We start from the raw sequence: 17,031 nt of genomic DNA on the forward strand, positions 1-17,031 counted from the left end.
AATAAATAATATAACGAACGAAACGGAAATGCAATAAGAAAATTTACAATTATTAGTTATTTACAATATAAAAAAAGGACTGTGACAAATTCTCTTCACAGCCCTTTAAACTAGTAATTTATTTTTCTTCTGCTTTCATTCCTTTTGTATTTCGGCGTAGCACTACAAATAAAATGACTCCAAATAATATGGCAGCACCTATCCCAATGCTTATTATTTTCACGTTTGATTCGTTTACTTCAGGCTCGATCGTATCTTTTTTAGGCATTGCAAAAGTAACATCTTCTTTAGAAAGAACATTAACCGTCGCAATTGTTTGATTATTCTTTGTGATATCAACTGCCCCAACTACCTCACCACGATGAATTCCTTTATGATACAAAGAATCTTTATCTAATGAAGCCGCACGGAAAATCGTCCTCACATTTTTTCCTTCATTTTTCTTAAGCATCACTTCTGCACTTTTTTCAAGCTCGCTATCAATATCTTTATTTAAATACGTTGTCTTTTGATGCCAACTATGTTTATCCAGTACAGTTTGCTTCACAAATTGACCAAAAGAATAGTCCGCCATCTGCTTTAAATCTTCATAAATTTCAGGTCTTTGAGAAGCCATTACTACATTTATAATACGATTTCCATCCTTCTCATTTAATAGAACGAGCGTATTGCGCGCTTCATTTGTAAAACCTGTCTTACCGCCAATACTAAATGGATTTTCAAAATAAGTAGATTTATTAAAAATAGACACCGTCTGCCTAGATGTCGTAACTGTCGTCCTTTTCGTATTCATCGCTTGTAAAATCTCAGGGTACTTTTGCACACCTCTCGTAATCATAGCCATATCATATGGCGTAGTATAATGGTTCGGATCATGCAATCCATTTGGTGTTACAAAATGACTATCGGTAGCCCCTAATTGCTTCGCTCTCTCATTCATCATATTAGCGAAATTCTCAACACTTCCGCCAATACGCTCTGCAATTGCATATGACACATCATTCGCACTTAGCACCATTAAAATCATAAGTGCAGTATTTCTATTAATCGTCTCACCAGGTTGAAACTCAATTTGATAATTACTCTTCTCTTGATCTAATGCTAATTGTGAAAACGTAAATTGATCCTCTGGCTTCGTATGCTCCATAAGTAAAATCGCCGTTAACACTTTCGTCATACTAGCCGGAAACGCACGATGATGTGCGTTTTTATCATACAAAATATCTCCAGTTTTCGCATCAATCGTAGTTGCAAACTGACTAAAAACATTTGGCCCTTCCTTAGGTGGTGGTGCCACTTGTTCTGGATTCACTCCAACATTCGTCTCAGCACGTAACGTCATAGGTGTCAAAAAAAATAAACAAATAACGGTAATAAAAGCCAAAATTTTCTTAAATTTTACCATATGACTCTCCCTTTTCCCTATACTCTCACAGTTTAAAAATTGAATCTACCAATCTATATGTAATTTGTATTAAATTGGAAGAATATTCACTGTTTTTTACTATATCATACTTTTACGATGAATGACATAAATATACAATAAAAAATAAGAAAGAATTATTCTTTCTTATCCTTCTCATCAATCAATGAATCTATTAATTTTTGACTAGCTTCCTCAGGTGTAATCTCATCTGTCATCCCCATAAACGACCAACCTTTAGAATCAACCCACTCAACAAACTCTTGTAAAAACTCATCATGTGTAACATCCACATCAAGAATTGATCCATTAATCGAAATCGTTCTATTTCTAGATACACGCATCTTGAACGTTTTCCTAACCATTATAATAAATTCTCCCTCTACTCTTGAATAATTATAAAATAATCTTGTATCTCTGTTATACATGATTTTAAGTAAATTGTAAAAAGGATATATTGGCCAGTTTGCATATTGAAAATGCGAAGCTCTTATCCTACATACCCCTCGTGCGATATACAAATGGTCATATTATTCAACAATTAGACCATTTAGATGAATAAGAACTCATGGTCTTTTGGAAGATATCATATAAAATAGTATAATTTGAATAAGGGAACTAAGGCAGCTCCATTTAGCTGGATTTTTACATTGTAGACTTAGAGACTGATGCAGAAATTACTATTTGGTTCCTATTTCTATACATAGTATCGCGGGAAAGAAGGTAGTACGGTGAAAACAACAGAAAATTTTACTGACAAGGCCGATATATATGCGAAATATCGCCCTAGTTATCCTAATGAATATATTGATTATTTGCTTTCGGCTAACGAACTAAATGAGAATCATATTATCGCTGATATTGGTTCAGGTACAGGGATATTTAGCCGCCAGCTGCTTGAAAGTGATTTACATGTTATTGGAGTGGAGGCAAATGATGACATGAGAAAAATGGCAGAACAATCGTTAAACCAATATTCTCGTTTTCAATCTATAAAAGCAACTGCTGAAAATACCACTTTAAAAGAAAATAGTGTAGATTTAGTGACTGTTGCCCAAGCATTTCATTGGTTTGATAAAGAGGCTTTCAAAATCGAATGCCAACGAATTTTAAAACAGAAAGCAAATGTTGCACTTGTTTGGAATAGTAGAGATGTAACTAGTCCACTTATTAAAGAGAACGCAGAAATTTGCCAGAAAACCTGTCCAACCTTTAAAGGCTTTAGCGGTGGAATAGATGAAACTCCAGAAATGTTTAACAGCTTTTTTAAAGATGGAAAATACGAGTTTAAAGAATATCAAAATGATTTACTTTTTGATTATGAAGGTTTTTTAGGAAGGAATTTATCAGCGTCCTATGCTCCGAAAGAAAATGACGAAGAGTATAAAAGCTTTGTTCTTCTCCTATCAGAGTTATTCGACAAATACAGTAAGAATGGAAAAATTATTCTCCCAAACTTAACACGAAGTTATTTGGGCAATGTGTAAACGCCGGACATATAATTAACCCTCACCAATCGGGCATGATCATTGAATAAACCTTAGCTTTATTGTTATATGTTGAGTACAATGCAGTACACTATATTGAAAATTAAGCAAGCATACTCCCGGTCTGGAATTAGGACGGGGGTATGCTTGTTTCGTGTGATGAAATTTAATAGCTTTATTATCTTTTTATAAAAAACTCACATTTCATCACACGAAATACACTTGACTTTAGTACAATAAAATGGGATTTATTAGAAAATACCTAAAACCGAGGAGGAACCTCATGGCGCACTGTACGTATTGTAAAACGAAATGGAAAGTAAAAGATGTATGGTCGATACTCGTGACATTTGAAAAAGATTGTCCGTATTGTTTCGGAAGGCAATACCTATCAAAGAGAACAATAAACGCTATGCCAGAACTTATAAGCCTACCTTTACACTTCGTATTTCCTTTTCTTGTTGATTTGAGTGATGAAGGTCCTTTAGATTGGTATCAAAAAAAATAATATAACCGCTCTATTTTAACCCACTTTTCATTACATTCTCTACCTATATATTCCTTAATACACTATTAAATTGACTCCAAATTCTTCCTGTTCAAAAGATTACTATAAAAATATTGCAAAATTTCAGTTAATTACATATAATTGTTTTAACATAATGATTAAAGATGCTGTTACATAAGAATTTTTGAAGATCCCGTAGCTCAGCAGGGAGAGCGCCACCTTGACAGGGTGGAGGTCGTGAGTTCGAACCTCTCCGGGGTCATAAAACCTAATAGTATCACGGCTTGAGAGGATATTCTCAAAAGCTAAAACTGTGGAGGCCTCCATCAGACACCAAAAGTTAACAGAGGACTACTTCTAGTCAGCAAACTAGCTGGCTCAGGGGGAGTCCTCTTTTTGTTTCCATAAAGCTGAGAAAGGACTGAAAAGAAAATGCTACTTAAGTTTGTATAGTAATTAAAATTATAGTTTTTACACTTGTTGAAATCAGTAAGATAGCTCTTAAGACTACTGTTTCTTTAACTCAGATCCCTATCCCCCTCAGATATCCTAATTTAACGATACTCTACTTAATTCTATACAAAAATAAAGCAAGGATTTCTCCCTGCTTCTGTTAGCTTCTTTTATTGAAAAGAATAGCCACCAATATTCTTATCTGCCAGTCTATACAATTTATATCTATTTGGCCCTCTTCTTTTTCCGATTTCTAAATATTACCTCTAACACTACTACTGCGATGGATCCTACAGTTAGTTGTAAACCTGTAAACAAAAGTTTAACATTTAGAGGAATATCAGGTGCACTCCACAGCAACGCTGGAGGAATAAGGATACCAATGATTACAATGATTCTCATTATCTTCCCCATTTTGTTTCTCCTATCATTTCTTTAAGATTTACGTTTCTTTTTTTACAATTCTACTAATTTTTCACGTAGAACCAATTCACTCTCAGTCATATACCCTCTATGCATTTCCTCTACAATTTTATCGTGATTAAAACATAATACTTTTTCATCACCTAGATAGCCAACTGGGTAAGGAACACCCACATAATCAAAATCACGTTTATCTGCTGATACAATCATTCTTCCAATTATCATAATGACAGGTTCTACACCTTCTAGTTTCACTACTGTTCCGATTGGTAAAAGTTTCATTTATTTATTCCCCCTCTTATGTTATACATTATTTTTTTTTAAATTTACTATACATCCGTTCGTACATTTTATTAGTACCAAGTGCACAAGCTCCTAAAATAAGAACACCTATAATAAAGCCAACTTTTTTAGGTAATTCATAAGGAGACGTAATAGCAACTACAAGTAATATAGCAATTGCAACATATGTAATATATTTTCCAGCCTTAAATGGTTGCATATTAATATGCCCCTCTCTTAATCCTCAAATTTAATGGTACCACCTAATCCATAACCATCTCCAACATATAATCCCGTTTCTTTTCCTAATTTAAAGTCATAACCAAGTGTCCCCAAACCCAATTCACCTTTTACGACGACATCTTTATCTCCTATAAGAGGAACAAATTCTGGAATATGAAAGAGTTCCATCTCTACTTCATACTTATTTGTAGTAACTTCTGCTGCATTTTTTAGTGTATATTCGTCCACACCATACGCAAAGTTTCCTTCACCAAACTTTTGAGTAATTTTAATATCCTTCATCTCGAAGCCTGTAGGGGTAAGTATAGGAACTTTTGTGCTATATTCGTTCTCTAAAACTGAACCCTCCATCTTTGTACCAATAATATTCCCTTCAAATAAATCATCTTTAGCAGCATCAAAAGAATAAGGAATATTTACATCTACTTTTCCAGATAAGGCTTTCATTGTAAATTCCCCATTTGTCCCTACACTATTCTTTGCTTCCACCACTGCTCCCTCAAGCGTTCCACCAAATCGGTCTCCTTCTTTGTATTCTGCTTTCCCTTGCAAATACTCCACATCATTTTGAGATTTTGCTTTTGCTAACATATAATCCATTTGGTCTGCTTCGCGGAATTTCTTAGCAGAATGTTTGAGTTCTTCTGAAATTTTATCCAATAGATTATTAACTTCAAAAATCTTTGGTTTAGCTTCATTAAACATTTGATAGAAATTTTGACTTGTTGCACCTGTCCACTGAGACGCTATGTATTCTGTTTGATTATAAAGATCTTTGTGCATATTGTCTAAAGTTTGTCTTATATCTTGTACCAACTTAGCAGACTGCTCCAAACGCTCTGGAGTAATTTTTATTAAATCCATAAGCCTTTCCCCTTTTAAATTTATATATAGAATATTTTACCACAATAGAGTTTTCGCAACTATGAATATTTTATATAATCTTAAAAATCCGAAGTCTTTTTCTCCTCAGGGTTACCCTTATGGCACTTTAAAATTATAACTTATACATTCGTGCTAACTCTGTAATATAACCTACTTTTTTTATCTTTTTAATAATAATTTTTGCCTGTCCAAATGTTCTTTGATTTATTTCTTCTCTTATTTTCTTCAATATTTCTCCCGTTTCATTTGGTCCTCTCACATCTATCACGACAGTCCGGTGTGAACCTTCGGGCAAATGTTTCAATCTATCTTCAAACTGTTTTACTACAATATTTATTAATGAACGTCTACCACTAGATGTCATAACATTGTAGTTTTTAACTTCTATTAAAACAGTAAACATTTTGGTTTTACTTCGCTAAATCTCTGATAAAATTGTTATCTACTCGCTCCATTCCATTGTGTAGCGATATTCTTAATTTGATTGCATAGGTCATTATGTAAATATTCTAAGAAGTGCCTGATGTTACTTACTGTCTTTGCAGTCTGTTCTAACCGTTCAGACGTTACTTTTATCTATACCATTCCTTCTTTACATATTGATTTATATGTTTCTTCATTATAAATATCAAAATAAAAAACCAGCAACTTTAAAATTACTGGTTTATCTCTTATTCATATTCGAAAAAACAATCACAATTGTCCCAAGCACATAATGCCCCGAAACCAGCCACACGCTCCAATCAAAAATCATAATTGACACCCAAATCGATATATTAATAACAGCAAATAATACATATAAAATGAAGTCTCTCTTTTGTAGTGCTTCTCTATTCCTCAAAATATAAATGGCGCCGATTGGTGGAAAGATAAAGCAAAGGAAAAAGACAAACATTTTTCTTAACGACCATGGATATGAAGTTACTGTCTGCATAGGAATCTCCTTTTCACTTTATAATACTTTTAACATTGGCCTCACAATTCTATATTCTTCACCATCAGGCTCCTTTATGATTAAAGGTGAGTGGGGACCTTTTTCTTCTTCTATCATTGTGAATACTTCTGTTTTTTCCTGTACTATGTTGGATTCACTATTTTTAATAGGTTTTTCACTTGTTTCAATTTTCTTTGTTACTTCTCCTAGCCTTTGCCCGACTTCTTCTGCTTTGGCAGGTTCATTCGTAACATAATATTCTTGACCCTCCCATACTAATATAGGTGGCACTTGTTCTCGTTTGTTACATATTATATAAGTAGTACTAGCTACAAGTAGTAGACATGTTAATAAAAAGAAGATAGTTTTTTTATTCATATACTATTCTCCCTATCCATCATTTTATTAAATTATATAATATCCATTATATGTGGTAAATGGATTTAATGGGAATTTTCGGATTTTAAACTATAAAGAAAAACCTTACTCAAGTAAGGTTACATTTTTACATTCTATAGTGACCGATTTATTAAAACGATCATTACGATAATCGCTATAAACATAACAACTAAACAGCCGATCATTTTATAAAAGCCTCTTTTCGTTAACGTCCCACCTTGCACGTCTTTACGAATAAATAAGAATACGGCTAAAAATAATACAAGCCCAATGCCAAAAGCATACATCATTTGCATATATTAATCTTCCTTTCTCTCTTCCATCTTAATATCTTTTTGCCAAAACAACAAATGAGATAAAGACGGTACTCATCGTAAGTGCCATAAGTATATTCAATAGTTCAGTAGCAGATAGTGTAAGTATTTTTAAGTTTAAGCCGAAAGAGAAAAGAAGATAATATGCCGTTAGCGCAAAAAAGCTGAAGAACATTCCTTTATAACGAATAAGTTTCATTCGCTCATCTTTTTCTTTAAATTGTGGGTGTAAATAACTTAAGCAAAAACACATAATCATCATACCAAGTAATGGATAAGTTGCTTCTGGCGGTGCGGAATGCGTCATTATACCTGTTAATATCATAAATCCACTCATGAATAGAAAAATAATTCCCATGATAACGAAGTACTTTTGTGAATAGTTCATCTTTATTCCTCCCCTTCTTTTCCTTCATAAATAAATACATGTTCTATCGTTGTCTGAAATGTTTTCGCGATTTCAAATGCTAACGGAAGTGACGGATCGTATTTTCCCTTTTCAATTGAAATGATGGTTTGTCTGGAAACGCCAAGTTTCTCAGCCAATTTTTCTTGAGATAGTCCAAATTTTTTTCGGTATTCGACCATTTTATTTTCCAAGGAAATTTCTCCCTCCTTCCTTATAACGAGTATATACGTAAAGGAAACTTTACGTCAAGTTTCCTTTACATCCGTTTTGTTTATTTTTCGTTCTATTTATATAGAAGAAACTTTTTAATTTCAGCACGTCTATTTTGAAACAAAATACGGAACACTGTAACTAACAGTTACTATATCTCCTCCTCTCTTTTTTTAAAATTTAATATCTCCATATTTGTTTTATCCTTTTAAAATATTTCATTTATCCCTTTATTCGGCGAAATGTGTTATTGGTTTTACGGTGTTTTTCGTCATATTTATAGAAACTAACTGTTTATAAAGCATTTTTTATGTTTAGCAACTTTTTTTGTAGAAATCCTTCACTTTCCTTTCAATATTTAACACTATCTAAATAAAGTTTACGATAAATTCATAATTTTTTATTTTTTTATACTATATTCCGTTATATTGTTGTATAATATCAATGAAAGCGCTTATTATTTCAATATACATAATTCGAACTCATTTTTATTAAAACATTCTAACTATTATACTTATATTTACATGCAACAATTTTAGTTATTCGTATAGGTATACCAAATATATCCACCCTATTTTTCTGTAAAATTACTTTATAACATGAAAGATTAACTTGGGTGATAAGTTATTGTGAATGTTTTTTTACAAAACAGATAAGTAATAGTGTTTGGTATTATGTAAATTATTGTAATAACATAAGAGTAAAGAAAAACATTTACATTGATTATTGGTTCATCAATTATTGAAAAGAGCAAAATGCACCTTTTTGTATGGAAAAAGGATTATATGCATTGGGAGGTTTAAACAAATGACGAGGAAGAATACAACGACAAACCCTTGGGCCAAGTTCCACGGTCCGAACCTTGGTTATGTTATTGAACAGTATGATCTTTACGTAACTGGAGCAGGTTCTGTTGATCCGGAATTACAAGAGCTTTTTGAAATTTTTGGAGCTCCTTCGTTTCAAGATGATGTCGTAACAGGGGACAACACAGCAACACATTTTTCTCCTCAAAACACAGGGAACATTGAAAAAATTCTTAAAGTCGTTCAGCTTGTTGAACAGATTCGTTCTTTCGGGCATACGTTGGCTCACATCAATCCGATGGAAGATGCTGCAAATGGACAATCTCTTCTTGAGAAAGCAATGAACGAACTGAGTGACGCTGATTTGAAAGCGATTCCAGCAAAAACAGTATGGCAAGATGCACCAGAAGGTATTCACACTGCACTTGATGTAATTCATAGATTAAAAGAAGTGTATACACAAACTTTAGCTTATGAATTTTCTCATATACAAGATAGTGAAGAACGCGCATGGTTGCATCAAATGGTGGAATCAAATTCATTGCGTCAACCACTATCAAATCAAAAACGAACTGCTCTTTTAAAACGTTTAACAGCTGTTGAAGGTTTCGAGCAATTTTTGCATAAAACATTCGTTGGGCAAAAGCGTTTCTCTATCGAGGGCGTTGATATGCTTGTACCCGTTCTAGATGAAATTGTGCTAGAAGGTGCTAAAAACGGCGTAGAAGATGTCATGATTGGTATGGCTCACCGCGGTCGCCTAAGCGTACTTGCACACGTATTAGAAAAACCATATAGTCACATGTTTGCTGAGTTCAAACATGCAAAAATAGAAGGCGCAGTAGCAAACTCTGGTTGGACTGGCGACGTAAAATACCATTTAGGTAGAGAACAAGTCGTTAGTAACGAAGAAGTTAGTACTCGCGTTACATTAGCAAATAACCCAAGTCACCTTGAGTTCGTGAATCCTGTTGTAGAAGGTTTCGCACGTGCGGCTCAAGAAAATCGTAAAAAATCTGGTCTTCCAGAACAAGATACTTCAAAATCATTCGTAATTTTAGTTCACGGTGATGCTGCATTCCCTGGTCAAGGTATTGTATCTGAGACACTCAACTTAAGCAGATTGAATGCATATCAAACAGGCGGAACAATTCATGTTATCGCAAACAATGCAGTCGGTTTTACGACTGATAGCTATGATTCTCGTTCTACGAAATATTCAAGTGACCTTGCAAAAGGTTTCGATATTCCGATTGTTCACGTGAACGCTGATGATCCGGAAGCTTGTCTTGCTGCTGCTAATCTTGCGATTCAATATCGCATGTTGTTCAAAAAAGATTTCTTAATCGATTTAATTGGTTACCGCCGCTACGGTCATAACGAAATGGATGATCCAGCAGTTACACAACCACAAGTGTACAAAAAGATTAAAAATCACCCAACTGTAAGAGCAATTTATGCAGATCAATTACAAGCTGCTGGTGTTCTAAATGCAGATGAAATTGAAACAATTACACAGTTTACGCAAGAGCAATTAAAATCTGACTATGCACAAGTACCGCCAGCTGATACGAGCGATGCAACAATTCACGTTAAAGTGCCAGATGTTGTTGCAAAGGGCATTCAGTCAATTGATACTGGTGTTGAGCTTGATTCACTTCGTGCAATTAATGAAGGTCTGCTATCTTGGCCAGAAGGCTTTAACGTATATCCGAAAGTGAAGAAAATTCTTGAGCGCCGTAAAGACGCTCTTGAAGAGAACGGTAAAATTGAATGGGCACTTGCTGAATCATTAGCATTCGCTTCTATTTTACAAGAAGGTACACCAATTCGTTTAACTGGTCAAGATTCACAGCGTGGTACATTCGCGCATCGTCACATCGTATTACACGATACTGATACAAATGAAACATATTCACCATTACATCGCTTACCAAACATCAACGCTTCATTCTCTGTTCATAACAGTCCGTTATCAGAAGCTGCTGTTGTTGGTTACGAGTATGGTTATAACGTATTCGCTCCAGAAACGCTTGTTATGTGGGAAGCGCAATATGGTGACTTCTCAAATACTGCGCAAGCATTATTTGATCAATATGTTTCAGCTGGAAGAGCAAAATGGGGTCAAAAATCTGGTTTAGTTCTTCTATTACCACACGGTTATGAAGGTCAAGGACCAGAGCACTCTAGTGCACGTCCAGAGCGATTCTTACAGTTAGCTGCTGAGAACAACTGGACAGTTGCAAACTTAACGAGCGCGGCACAATATTTCCATATCCTGCGTCGTCAAGCATCTATCTTAGGAACAGAAGCTGTTCGACCATTAGTATTGATGACGCCGAAAAGTTTATTACGTCACCCACTTACGCTTTCAACTGCTAGTCAGTTAAGCGAAGGACGTTTCCAACCTGCTTTAGAACAAGAAAACCTTGGCATGAAACCAAACAAAGTAAAACGTCTTGTTTTAAGTACAGGTAAAATGGCGATTGACTTAGCAGCAGAAATCGAGTCTGGTAAGCATGAGTACAACTTAGATGAAATTCATATCGTTCGTATTGAACAGTTGTACCCATTCCCTGCTGAGAAAGTTCAATCTATTATTAAACGCTTTAAAAACTTAGAAGAAATTATTTGGGTTCAAGAAGAGCCTCGTAATATGGGCGCATGGCATTACATGGCTCCAATTCTGTTCGAACTAGCTGGAGATAAAGTGAAAACAGGTTATATTGGACGCCCAGATCGCTCTAGCCCATCTGGCGGCGATCCATTCGCTCACAAAGCTGAGCAAGAACTAATTGTTTCACACGCTTTAGATGTGAAGTATAACTTCCGTCAAGATAAACTAGAAATTGAAGTTTTCAGCAACTAAAAAGTAACAATGAAGATTTCTAGCTTGTTCCTTGGGCAGATATTCTGCCTAAGGTCAGGCTAACAAATGGAGATTACCGAAGACAAAAGAAGAAAAAACACACCGTTAGGCAAATAAGGGGAGGACATTTAAAATGATCGAAATTAAAGTACCTGAGCTTGCAGAATCTATTACTGAAGGAACTATCTCACAATGGCTTATCAACGTAGGCGACAAAGTTGAGAAAGGTGGCAGCGTTGTTGAGCTTGAAACTGATAAAGTCAATGTAGAAATCATTGCAGAAGATTCAGGTATTGTATCGAAGTTACTAGGCGAACCTGGGGATACAGTTGAAGTTGGCGCAACTATCGCAATTTTAGACGCAAACGGAGCACCAGTTGCAGTAAGTACACCTGCACCGTTGGCTGAGCAACCAAAACAAGAAACAACTGAAGAACCAAAAGCTGCGGCACCAAGTGCTGAACAAACTGCAACTTTACAAGGTTTACCAAATACAAACCGTCCTATCGCATCACCAGCTGCTAGAAAAATGGCTCGTGAATTAGGAATCGACTTAAACGACGTACGCAGCACGGATCCACTTGGACGTGTGAGACCACACGATGTACAAGCTCATGCTGCAGCACCAAAAGAAGCACCAGCTGCTCCAAAAAGTCCAGCTCCTGCTCCAGTTGCAAAAACTGAATTTGAAAAACCAGTTGAGCGCGTGAAAATGTCCCGCCGCCGTCAAACAATTGCAAAACGTCTTGTAGAAGTTCAACAAACATCTGCAATGTTAACAACATTTAACGAAGTTGATATGACTGCAATCATGGAATTACGTAAAGAGCGTAAAGATGCTTTCGAGAAAAAACATGATGTACGTCTTGGTTTCATGTCATTCTTCACAAAAGCAGTTGTTGCAGCATTAAAACAATTCCCATTATTAAATGCTGAAATTCAAGGCGACGAGCTTATCATTAAAAAATTCTATGATATCGGTATTGCAGTAGCAGCTCCAGATGGATTAGTTGTTCCAGTTGTACGCGATGCGAACCAATTAAACTTCGCTGAAATCGAAAGTGAAATTCGTGAATTAGGTAAAAAAGCACGTGATAACAAACTTTCACTAAAAGAACTACAAGGTGGTACATTTACAATTACAAACGGTGGTGTGTTCGGTTCTCTAATGTCAACACCGATCCTAAACAGCCCACAAGTTGGTATTTTAGGAATGCACAAAATCCAAGTACGTCCAGTTGCAATCGATAACGAACGTATGGAAAACCGCCCAATGATGTACATCGCTTTATCTTACGATCACCGTATTGTTGATGGTAAAGAAGCAGTTAGCTTCCTTGTTGCTGTTAAAGATATGCTTGAAGATCCAAAATCATTATTATTAGAAGGTTGATGGATTCATAATCTATTACAGGCTGTAGAATATATCATTCTACAGCTTTTTTTATTGCATTCATACGGGACAAATTGCATGACATAAGGTAATAATGTATGCCTAAAAAGTAAGGAGGATTAAAATGAGTAACCTTCCAGCACATGCAAAACTAAAAGCAAATAAAGATACTTTCTTCCTCCCCGACTCAAACGGGGGTGTCTATTTTCGAAATAACGCCAGTTCATTTCGTATGGACGGTGACGGAATTTATAACTGGATTGAAAAATTAATGCCAATGTTTAACGGTAATTATTCTTTAGCAGAAATAACGGATGGTCTCCCTCTCCCCTATCAAAATCGTGTATTTGAAATTGGAGAGATTTTATATACAAATGGGTTTGTCCGTGATGTAAGTCAAGATGCACCTCATGAATTAAACAGTGCATTACTTGATAGATATGCTTCGCAAATTGAATTTCTAGAAGCAGATTCTCATTCAGGCGCTTTAAAATTCGAAACGTACCGCAATGCAAATGTACTTATAATCGGCTCTGGAGATATGCTTACTTCCTTAGTTTCTTCTTTATTAGAATCCGGATTACCTACCTTTCATTACCTTGTGACAGATTATGAAGAAACGAATTACGACCGTATTCAAGAGCTAGCAGAACTTGCGCATGAAGTAGATGATGCTGTACTTGTTCAAGAAATAGATACAACAATTGATCGTCCCCTGCATGAAGTGTTCGAGCCTTTCGACTGGATTTTATACGTTTCGCAAAATGGAGATATCGAAGGACTAAGAGCAGCTCACACGATTTGCAAGGAAGTAGGAAAGAACTTCATACCAGCCGTTTGTTTATCAACACTTGGTATAGCTGGTCCTGTCGTAATGGCTAATCGTGAAGAATGCTGGGAATCCGCATGGCATCGGCTACATGAAACAACTTTACAAAATGAACATTCATCAGCTTCATTTTCACCAATTACATCTGCAATGCTAGCAAATATAATCGTTTTTGAATTATTTAAACATGTTGCTGATGATTCACATCGAGAAAAGGATCCACAATTCTTTTTATTAAATTATGAAACACTCGAAGGAGCATGGCATCCTTTTATAAAACACCCTCTCGCCACTGATGAAAGTTTTACAATTGATACGATAGAAAACCTTTCTGAAAAACTTGAGCATCGGTCTAGCCAACATACTTCAACTGAATTATTCCGTTTTTTCGATTCATTAACTTCTAAAGAAGCTGGTATATTCCATGTATGGGATGAACAAGATTTATATCAATTACCGTTATCACAATGCAATATTCAAGTAGCTACACCTCTATCAGATGGCCCAGCTTCTCTCCTTCCTCTTATGACTTGCGCTGGTTTGACTCATAACGAAGCGCGCCGAGAAGCTGGTTTAACAGGAATTGAAACCTATGTAGCAGAAATTATGCACCGCCTTATCCCTGAACATAACGATATCGGTATTGGCGCCGGGGAAACGATGACAGAAGGTGTATACCGGGCGCTACAACAACATTTAAATAATAAATTGTATGAGCGGCAGTCACATATGCTAGAAGAAATTACGACGGTCGACTTAACAGACATTCATGATAAACATTGTAGATTTTATTACGATGCCCTCGCTACCATTCATGAAGCACCTAAAATAGCAGTAAGTGAAGAGATTCTCAGTTTTCCAGTCGTTTGGGTCGGTATAAATGATCGATGGTACGGCGCATCTAATATTAATACAACGTTAGCGTTACGAAGCGCTCTACAACTATCCCTTCTTCATATTCAAAATGAAGAGACTCCATACAGAGCTAATATTTTGCCGGAATCCTCTATTATTTTATATGACACGGATTCTTTTAGGTTAGAAATACAAGCAGAAGAAGAAATTCCAAGTACGCAATCTGTACAGCTTGCCTTGCAACATTTAGAAGAACATCATTTTTATCCATTCGTGTTTGATTTGGCAATTGAATCATTTTTGAAAGAAAACTTAGATGGTGTGTACGGGGTATTAATTGCAAAGGAGGACGGTCTATGACTCAAAATATATTACTTATAGGCGATGGCATTCTTGCAGACTATGTACATGATCAATTATACAAACAATATTCCATCATTCGCCAACATACAATTGCAGACGAACTCCCTGAAAATATCGACCTCGCTCTCGTATTACACGACGGCTCTCCTTCTACGATTCATCATGACGCTGAACTAACTTTCCGGTCAAATCATATTCCGTGGCTACGTGGTTTTACTTCATTTGGTGAAGGTATTATCGGCCCTTATATTCACCCTCCTGCTGCGGGATGTACTCATTGTGCCGATGGACGACGCTTTATCGCTGGATTTGATCAAAAAGAAATGTGGGAGTTACAACGAAAATATGCGGTAAAAGAAGAAAACGTAACGAGGCGTGATGTACGTGCCACCCAAAATGGCATTCTGCAAATGTGCCATCTGATTTGCGCAGAAACAGAGAAAATATTAACTCATAATCATCCTTCTTTAGAAAATGAACTCATTTTACTAAACTTACAAACACTGCAATGTACGCGGCATTCTTTTCTTCCAGATCCGCTCTGCCCTGTATGTAGTAATTTACCTGATGACACAGCAGATGCAGCATTGATTTCATTACAACCGAGCTTAAAAACAAATGATGCAACATATCGCTGTCGTTCCATTCATGAACTAAACACATTTTTAACGAAGGACTATTTAGATTACCGAGTCGGTATGTTGAACGGAAAAATGCAGCATTCTTTATTACCATTTGCTGACATTATTATAAACATGCCATTAATGTTTGGAAATGAAGGGGTTGCAGGCCGAACTCTTTCATTTGCAATAAGTGAAGCAACTGCTATTTTAGAAGGTTTAGAACGTTATTGTGGTATGTCACCTCGAGGGAAAAAGACAAATGTGCATTGTAGTTTTCATGATTTAGAGGATCATGCACTAAATCCCCTTACGCTCGGTGTACATACAAATGAACACTATAATCGTGATGGGTTTCCATTTAAACCGTTTGACCCTGACTATGAACAAAACTGGGTATGGGGATATTCCTTGTCACAAAACCGTCCAATTTTAGTTCCTGAATCAATCGCTTATTATAGTCTCGGTCATCGAGATGCTTACGTATATGAAACATCAAATGGCTGTGCCATTGGTGGTAGTTTAGAAGAAGCAATTTTTCACGGTATTTTAGAAGTTATAGAGCGTGACGCCTTTTTGCTCACTTGGTATGCCGAATTACCTCTTCCCCGCCTTGATCTTAGTTCAGCACATGATACAGAATTACAATTAATGATCCAGCGGCTATACACGATTACCGGTTATGAATTACATGCTTTTAATGCAACGATGGAACACGGTATCCCGAGCTTATGGGTAATTGCGAAAAATACGCGTGAAAATGGAATGAACGTTGTTTGTGCTGGAGGCTCTCATTTGGACCCAATCCGCGCTTTAAAGAGTGCCATTCACGAAATAGCAGGTATGTTACTTATAACAGACGATGAACTCGAACAAAAAAGAGAGCACTACGAAAATTGCTTACAAGACCCTTATCTCGTAAATAAAATGGAAGATCATAGTATGCTGTACGGATTGAAAGAAGCAGAAGAACGTCTTCACTTTCTTTTACGCGGGGATGCCCCGGTGCAAACATTCCAAGAAATGAATGCATTACAATCAGTTGATCTAGATTTAACATCCGATCTTAATCAACTTTTAAACCGCCTGCAGCAATCTGGACTTGAAGTAATCGTTGTCGATCAAACAGTACCTCTTATAGAAAAAAACGGATTACATTGTGTAAAAGTCATTATTCCAGGCATGCTACCGATGACGTTCGGTCACCATCTCACTCGACTTACAGGGCTAGATCGAGTGTATACCGTACCGATGACACTTGGATATACAGACGAACCTTTAACGACTGAACAATTAAATCCACATCCGCACCCGTTTCCATAGTAA

Annotated in this window: 19 protein-coding genes and 1 tRNA gene; 7 read left to right on the forward strand and 13 right to left on the reverse strand. The window is 36.1% G+C overall.

Features of this window, described 5'->3' with window-relative positions; translation table 11 throughout:
* Positions 1 to 118: 118 nt before the first annotated feature.
* Both QCI73_RS20785 and QCI73_RS20790 read right to left on the reverse strand, forming a co-directional pair.
* Positions 119 to 1,405: a D-alanyl-D-alanine carboxypeptidase family protein gene (locus QCI73_RS20785; protein WP_353823654.1), complete on the reverse strand. Its 1,287-nt coding sequence runs from the start codon at positions 1,403 to 1,405 to the stop codon at positions 119 to 121.
* Positions 1,406 to 1,560: 155 nt separating this feature from the next.
* Positions 1,561 to 1,788, reverse strand: a complete 228-nt coding sequence (locus QCI73_RS20790; RefSeq protein WP_000251864.1) for a hypothetical protein — start codon at positions 1,786 to 1,788, stop codon at positions 1,561 to 1,563.
* A gap of 366 nt (positions 1,789 to 2,154) precedes the next feature.
* Between QCI73_RS20790 and QCI73_RS20795 the strand changes: the two genes are divergently transcribed.
* The 3 genes from QCI73_RS20795 (at position 2,155) to QCI73_RS20805 (ending at position 3,680) form a co-directional block, all read left to right on the forward strand.
* A complete protein-coding gene (locus QCI73_RS20795; RefSeq protein ID WP_353823655.1) occupies positions 2,155 to 2,910 on the forward strand; it encodes a class I SAM-dependent methyltransferase in 756 nt (251 codons plus the stop codon).
* A gap of 283 nt (positions 2,911 to 3,193) precedes the next feature.
* Positions 3,194 to 3,418 (forward strand): hypothetical protein, encoded by a 225-nt coding sequence (locus QCI73_RS20800; protein ID WP_262725358.1) that lies wholly within the window; start codon positions 3,194 to 3,196, stop codon positions 3,416 to 3,418.
* A 189-nt stretch (positions 3,419 to 3,607) separates the two neighbouring features.
* A tRNA-Val gene (locus QCI73_RS20805) sits at positions 3,608 to 3,680 on the forward strand.
* Between the two features lie 416 nt (positions 3,681 to 4,096).
* Here the strand turns inward: QCI73_RS20805 and QCI73_RS20810 are convergent.
* From QCI73_RS20810 to QCI73_RS20860, 11 genes are all read right to left on the reverse strand, one after another.
* Complete coding sequence (locus QCI73_RS20810) at positions 4,097 to 4,285, reverse strand: hypothetical protein (RefSeq protein WP_353823656.1); 189 nt, start codon at positions 4,283 to 4,285, stop codon at positions 4,097 to 4,099.
* A gap of 42 nt (positions 4,286 to 4,327) precedes the next feature.
* Positions 4,328 to 4,576 carry a DUF4176 domain-containing protein gene (locus QCI73_RS20815; RefSeq protein WP_000771628.1) on the reverse strand — a complete coding sequence of 83 codons (249 nt, stop codon included), beginning with the start codon at positions 4,574 to 4,576 and terminating at the stop codon, positions 4,328 to 4,330.
* Between the two features lie 28 nt (positions 4,577 to 4,604).
* Positions 4,605 to 4,796, reverse strand: a complete 192-nt coding sequence (locus tag QCI73_RS20820) for a hypothetical protein (protein WP_001182254.1) — start codon at positions 4,794 to 4,796, stop codon at positions 4,605 to 4,607.
* Between the two features lie 17 nt (positions 4,797 to 4,813).
* Positions 4,814 to 5,683 carry a WXG100 family type VII secretion target gene (locus QCI73_RS20825; RefSeq protein ID WP_000364219.1) on the reverse strand — a complete coding sequence of 290 codons (870 nt, stop codon included), beginning with the start codon at positions 5,681 to 5,683 and terminating at the stop codon, positions 4,814 to 4,816.
* A gap of 133 nt (positions 5,684 to 5,816) precedes the next feature.
* Complete coding sequence (locus QCI73_RS20830; protein ID WP_353823657.1) at positions 5,817 to 6,107, reverse strand: hypothetical protein; 291 nt, start codon at positions 6,105 to 6,107, stop codon at positions 5,817 to 5,819.
* 35 nt (positions 6,108 to 6,142) lie between these two features.
* Positions 6,143 to 6,280 carry a WXG100 family type VII secretion target gene (locus QCI73_RS20835; RefSeq protein ID WP_306475116.1) on the reverse strand — a complete coding sequence of 46 codons (138 nt, stop codon included), beginning with the start codon at positions 6,278 to 6,280 and terminating at the stop codon, positions 6,143 to 6,145.
* An 88-nt stretch (positions 6,281 to 6,368) separates the two neighbouring features.
* A complete protein-coding gene (locus QCI73_RS20840) occupies positions 6,369 to 6,638 on the reverse strand; it encodes a hypothetical protein (RefSeq protein ID WP_353823658.1) in 270 nt (89 codons plus the stop codon).
* 18 nt (positions 6,639 to 6,656) lie between these two features.
* Positions 6,657 to 7,016, reverse strand: coding sequence for a hypothetical protein (locus QCI73_RS20845; protein WP_353823659.1), 360 nt, complete (start codon positions 7,014 to 7,016; stop codon positions 6,657 to 6,659).
* Positions 7,017 to 7,150: 134 nt separating this feature from the next.
* Complete coding sequence (locus tag QCI73_RS20850) at positions 7,151 to 7,333, reverse strand: DUF3976 domain-containing protein (protein ID WP_001178301.1); 183 nt, start codon at positions 7,331 to 7,333, stop codon at positions 7,151 to 7,153.
* Positions 7,334 to 7,361: 28 nt separating this feature from the next.
* Complete coding sequence (locus tag QCI73_RS20855) at positions 7,362 to 7,739, reverse strand: hypothetical protein (protein WP_048553869.1); 378 nt, start codon at positions 7,737 to 7,739, stop codon at positions 7,362 to 7,364.
* Positions 7,740 to 7,741: 2 nt separating this feature from the next.
* Complete coding sequence (locus QCI73_RS20860; protein ID WP_000428510.1) at positions 7,742 to 7,951, reverse strand: helix-turn-helix transcriptional regulator; 210 nt, start codon at positions 7,949 to 7,951, stop codon at positions 7,742 to 7,744.
* An 826-nt stretch (positions 7,952 to 8,777) separates the two neighbouring features.
* On the opposite strand from QCI73_RS20860, the gene odhA reads away from it, so the two are divergent.
* The 4 genes from odhA to QCI73_RS20880 all read left to right on the forward strand — a co-directional run bounded on the left by odhA (position 8,778) and on the right by QCI73_RS20880 (position 17,028).
* Complete coding sequence (gene odhA / locus QCI73_RS20865) at positions 8,778 to 11,645, forward strand: 2-oxoglutarate dehydrogenase E1 component (RefSeq protein ID WP_000197153.1); 2,868 nt, start codon at positions 8,778 to 8,780, stop codon at positions 11,643 to 11,645.
* Between the two features lie 133 nt (positions 11,646 to 11,778).
* The gene (gene odhB / locus QCI73_RS20870; protein WP_262725151.1) at positions 11,779 to 13,038 is read left to right on the forward strand and encodes a 2-oxoglutarate dehydrogenase complex dihydrolipoyllysine-residue succinyltransferase; all 1,260 of its coding nucleotides are present in this window, start codon (positions 11,779 to 11,781) and stop codon (positions 13,036 to 13,038) included.
* 124 nt (positions 13,039 to 13,162) lie between these two features.
* Positions 13,163 to 15,082 carry a putative thiazole-containing bacteriocin maturation protein gene (locus QCI73_RS20875; protein WP_353823660.1) on the forward strand — a complete coding sequence of 640 codons (1,920 nt, stop codon included), beginning with the start codon at positions 13,163 to 13,165 and terminating at the stop codon, positions 15,080 to 15,082.
* Positions 15,079 to 17,028: a TOMM precursor leader peptide-binding protein gene (locus QCI73_RS20880; protein ID WP_353823661.1), complete on the forward strand. Its 1,950-nt coding sequence runs from the start codon at positions 15,079 to 15,081 to the stop codon at positions 17,026 to 17,028. The genes QCI73_RS20875 and QCI73_RS20880 overlap by 4 nt, the downstream gene beginning before the upstream one ends.
* Positions 17,029 to 17,031 lie beyond the last annotated feature (3 nt).

Source organism: Bacillus cereus group sp. MG16, from assembly GCF_040459875.1.
GTDB classification, from domain to species: Bacteria; Bacillota; Bacilli; order Bacillales; family Bacillaceae_G; genus Bacillus_A; species Bacillus_A paranthracis.

What these genes read in the sequence shown, in the direction of transcription:
- QCI73_RS20785 (WP_353823654.1), bottom strand. Translation starts at nt 1,405, where the DNA reads ATGGTAAAATTTAAGAAAATTTTGGCTTTTATTACCGTTATTTGTTTA.
- QCI73_RS20790 (WP_000251864.1), bottom strand. Translation starts at nt 1,788, where the DNA reads ATGGTTAGGAAAACGTTCAAGATGCGTGTATCTAGAAATAGAACGATT.
- QCI73_RS20800 (WP_262725358.1), top strand. Translation starts at nt 3,194, where the DNA reads ATGGCGCACTGTACGTATTGTAAAACGAAATGGAAAGTAAAAGATGTA.
- QCI73_RS20810 (WP_353823656.1), bottom strand. Translation starts at nt 4,285, where the DNA reads ATGGGGAAGATAATGAGAATCATTGTAATCATTGGTATCCTTATTCCT.
- QCI73_RS20815 (WP_000771628.1), bottom strand. Translation starts at nt 4,576, where the DNA reads ATGAAACTTTTACCAATCGGAACAGTAGTGAAACTAGAAGGTGTAGAA.
- QCI73_RS20820 (WP_001182254.1), bottom strand. Translation starts at nt 4,796, where the DNA reads ATGCAACCATTTAAGGCTGGAAAATATATTACATATGTTGCAATTGCT.
- QCI73_RS20825 (WP_000364219.1), bottom strand. Translation starts at nt 5,683, where the DNA reads ATGGATTTAATAAAAATTACTCCAGAGCGTTTGGAGCAGTCTGCTAAG.
- QCI73_RS20830 (WP_353823657.1), bottom strand. Translation starts at nt 6,107, where the DNA reads ATGTTTACTGTTTTAATAGAAGTTAAAAACTACAATGTTATGACATCT.
- QCI73_RS20840 (WP_353823658.1), bottom strand. Translation starts at nt 6,638, where the DNA reads ATGCAGACAGTAACTTCATATCCATGGTCGTTAAGAAAAATGTTTGTC.
- QCI73_RS20845 (WP_353823659.1), bottom strand. Translation starts at nt 7,016, where the DNA reads ATGAATAAAAAAACTATCTTCTTTTTATTAACATGTCTACTACTTGTA.
- QCI73_RS20850 (WP_001178301.1), bottom strand. Translation starts at nt 7,333, where the DNA reads ATGCAAATGATGTATGCTTTTGGCATTGGGCTTGTATTATTTTTAGCC.
- QCI73_RS20855 (WP_048553869.1), bottom strand. Translation starts at nt 7,739, where the DNA reads ATGAACTATTCACAAAAGTACTTCGTTATCATGGGAATTATTTTTCTA.
- odhA (WP_000197153.1), top strand. Translation starts at nt 8,778, where the DNA reads ATGACGAGGAAGAATACAACGACAAACCCTTGGGCCAAGTTCCACGGT.
- odhB (WP_262725151.1), top strand. Translation starts at nt 11,779, where the DNA reads ATGATCGAAATTAAAGTACCTGAGCTTGCAGAATCTATTACTGAAGGA.
- QCI73_RS20875 (WP_353823660.1), top strand. Translation starts at nt 13,163, where the DNA reads ATGAGTAACCTTCCAGCACATGCAAAACTAAAAGCAAATAAAGATACT.
- QCI73_RS20880 (WP_353823661.1), top strand. Translation starts at nt 15,079, where the DNA reads ATGACTCAAAATATATTACTTATAGGCGATGGCATTCTTGCAGACTAT.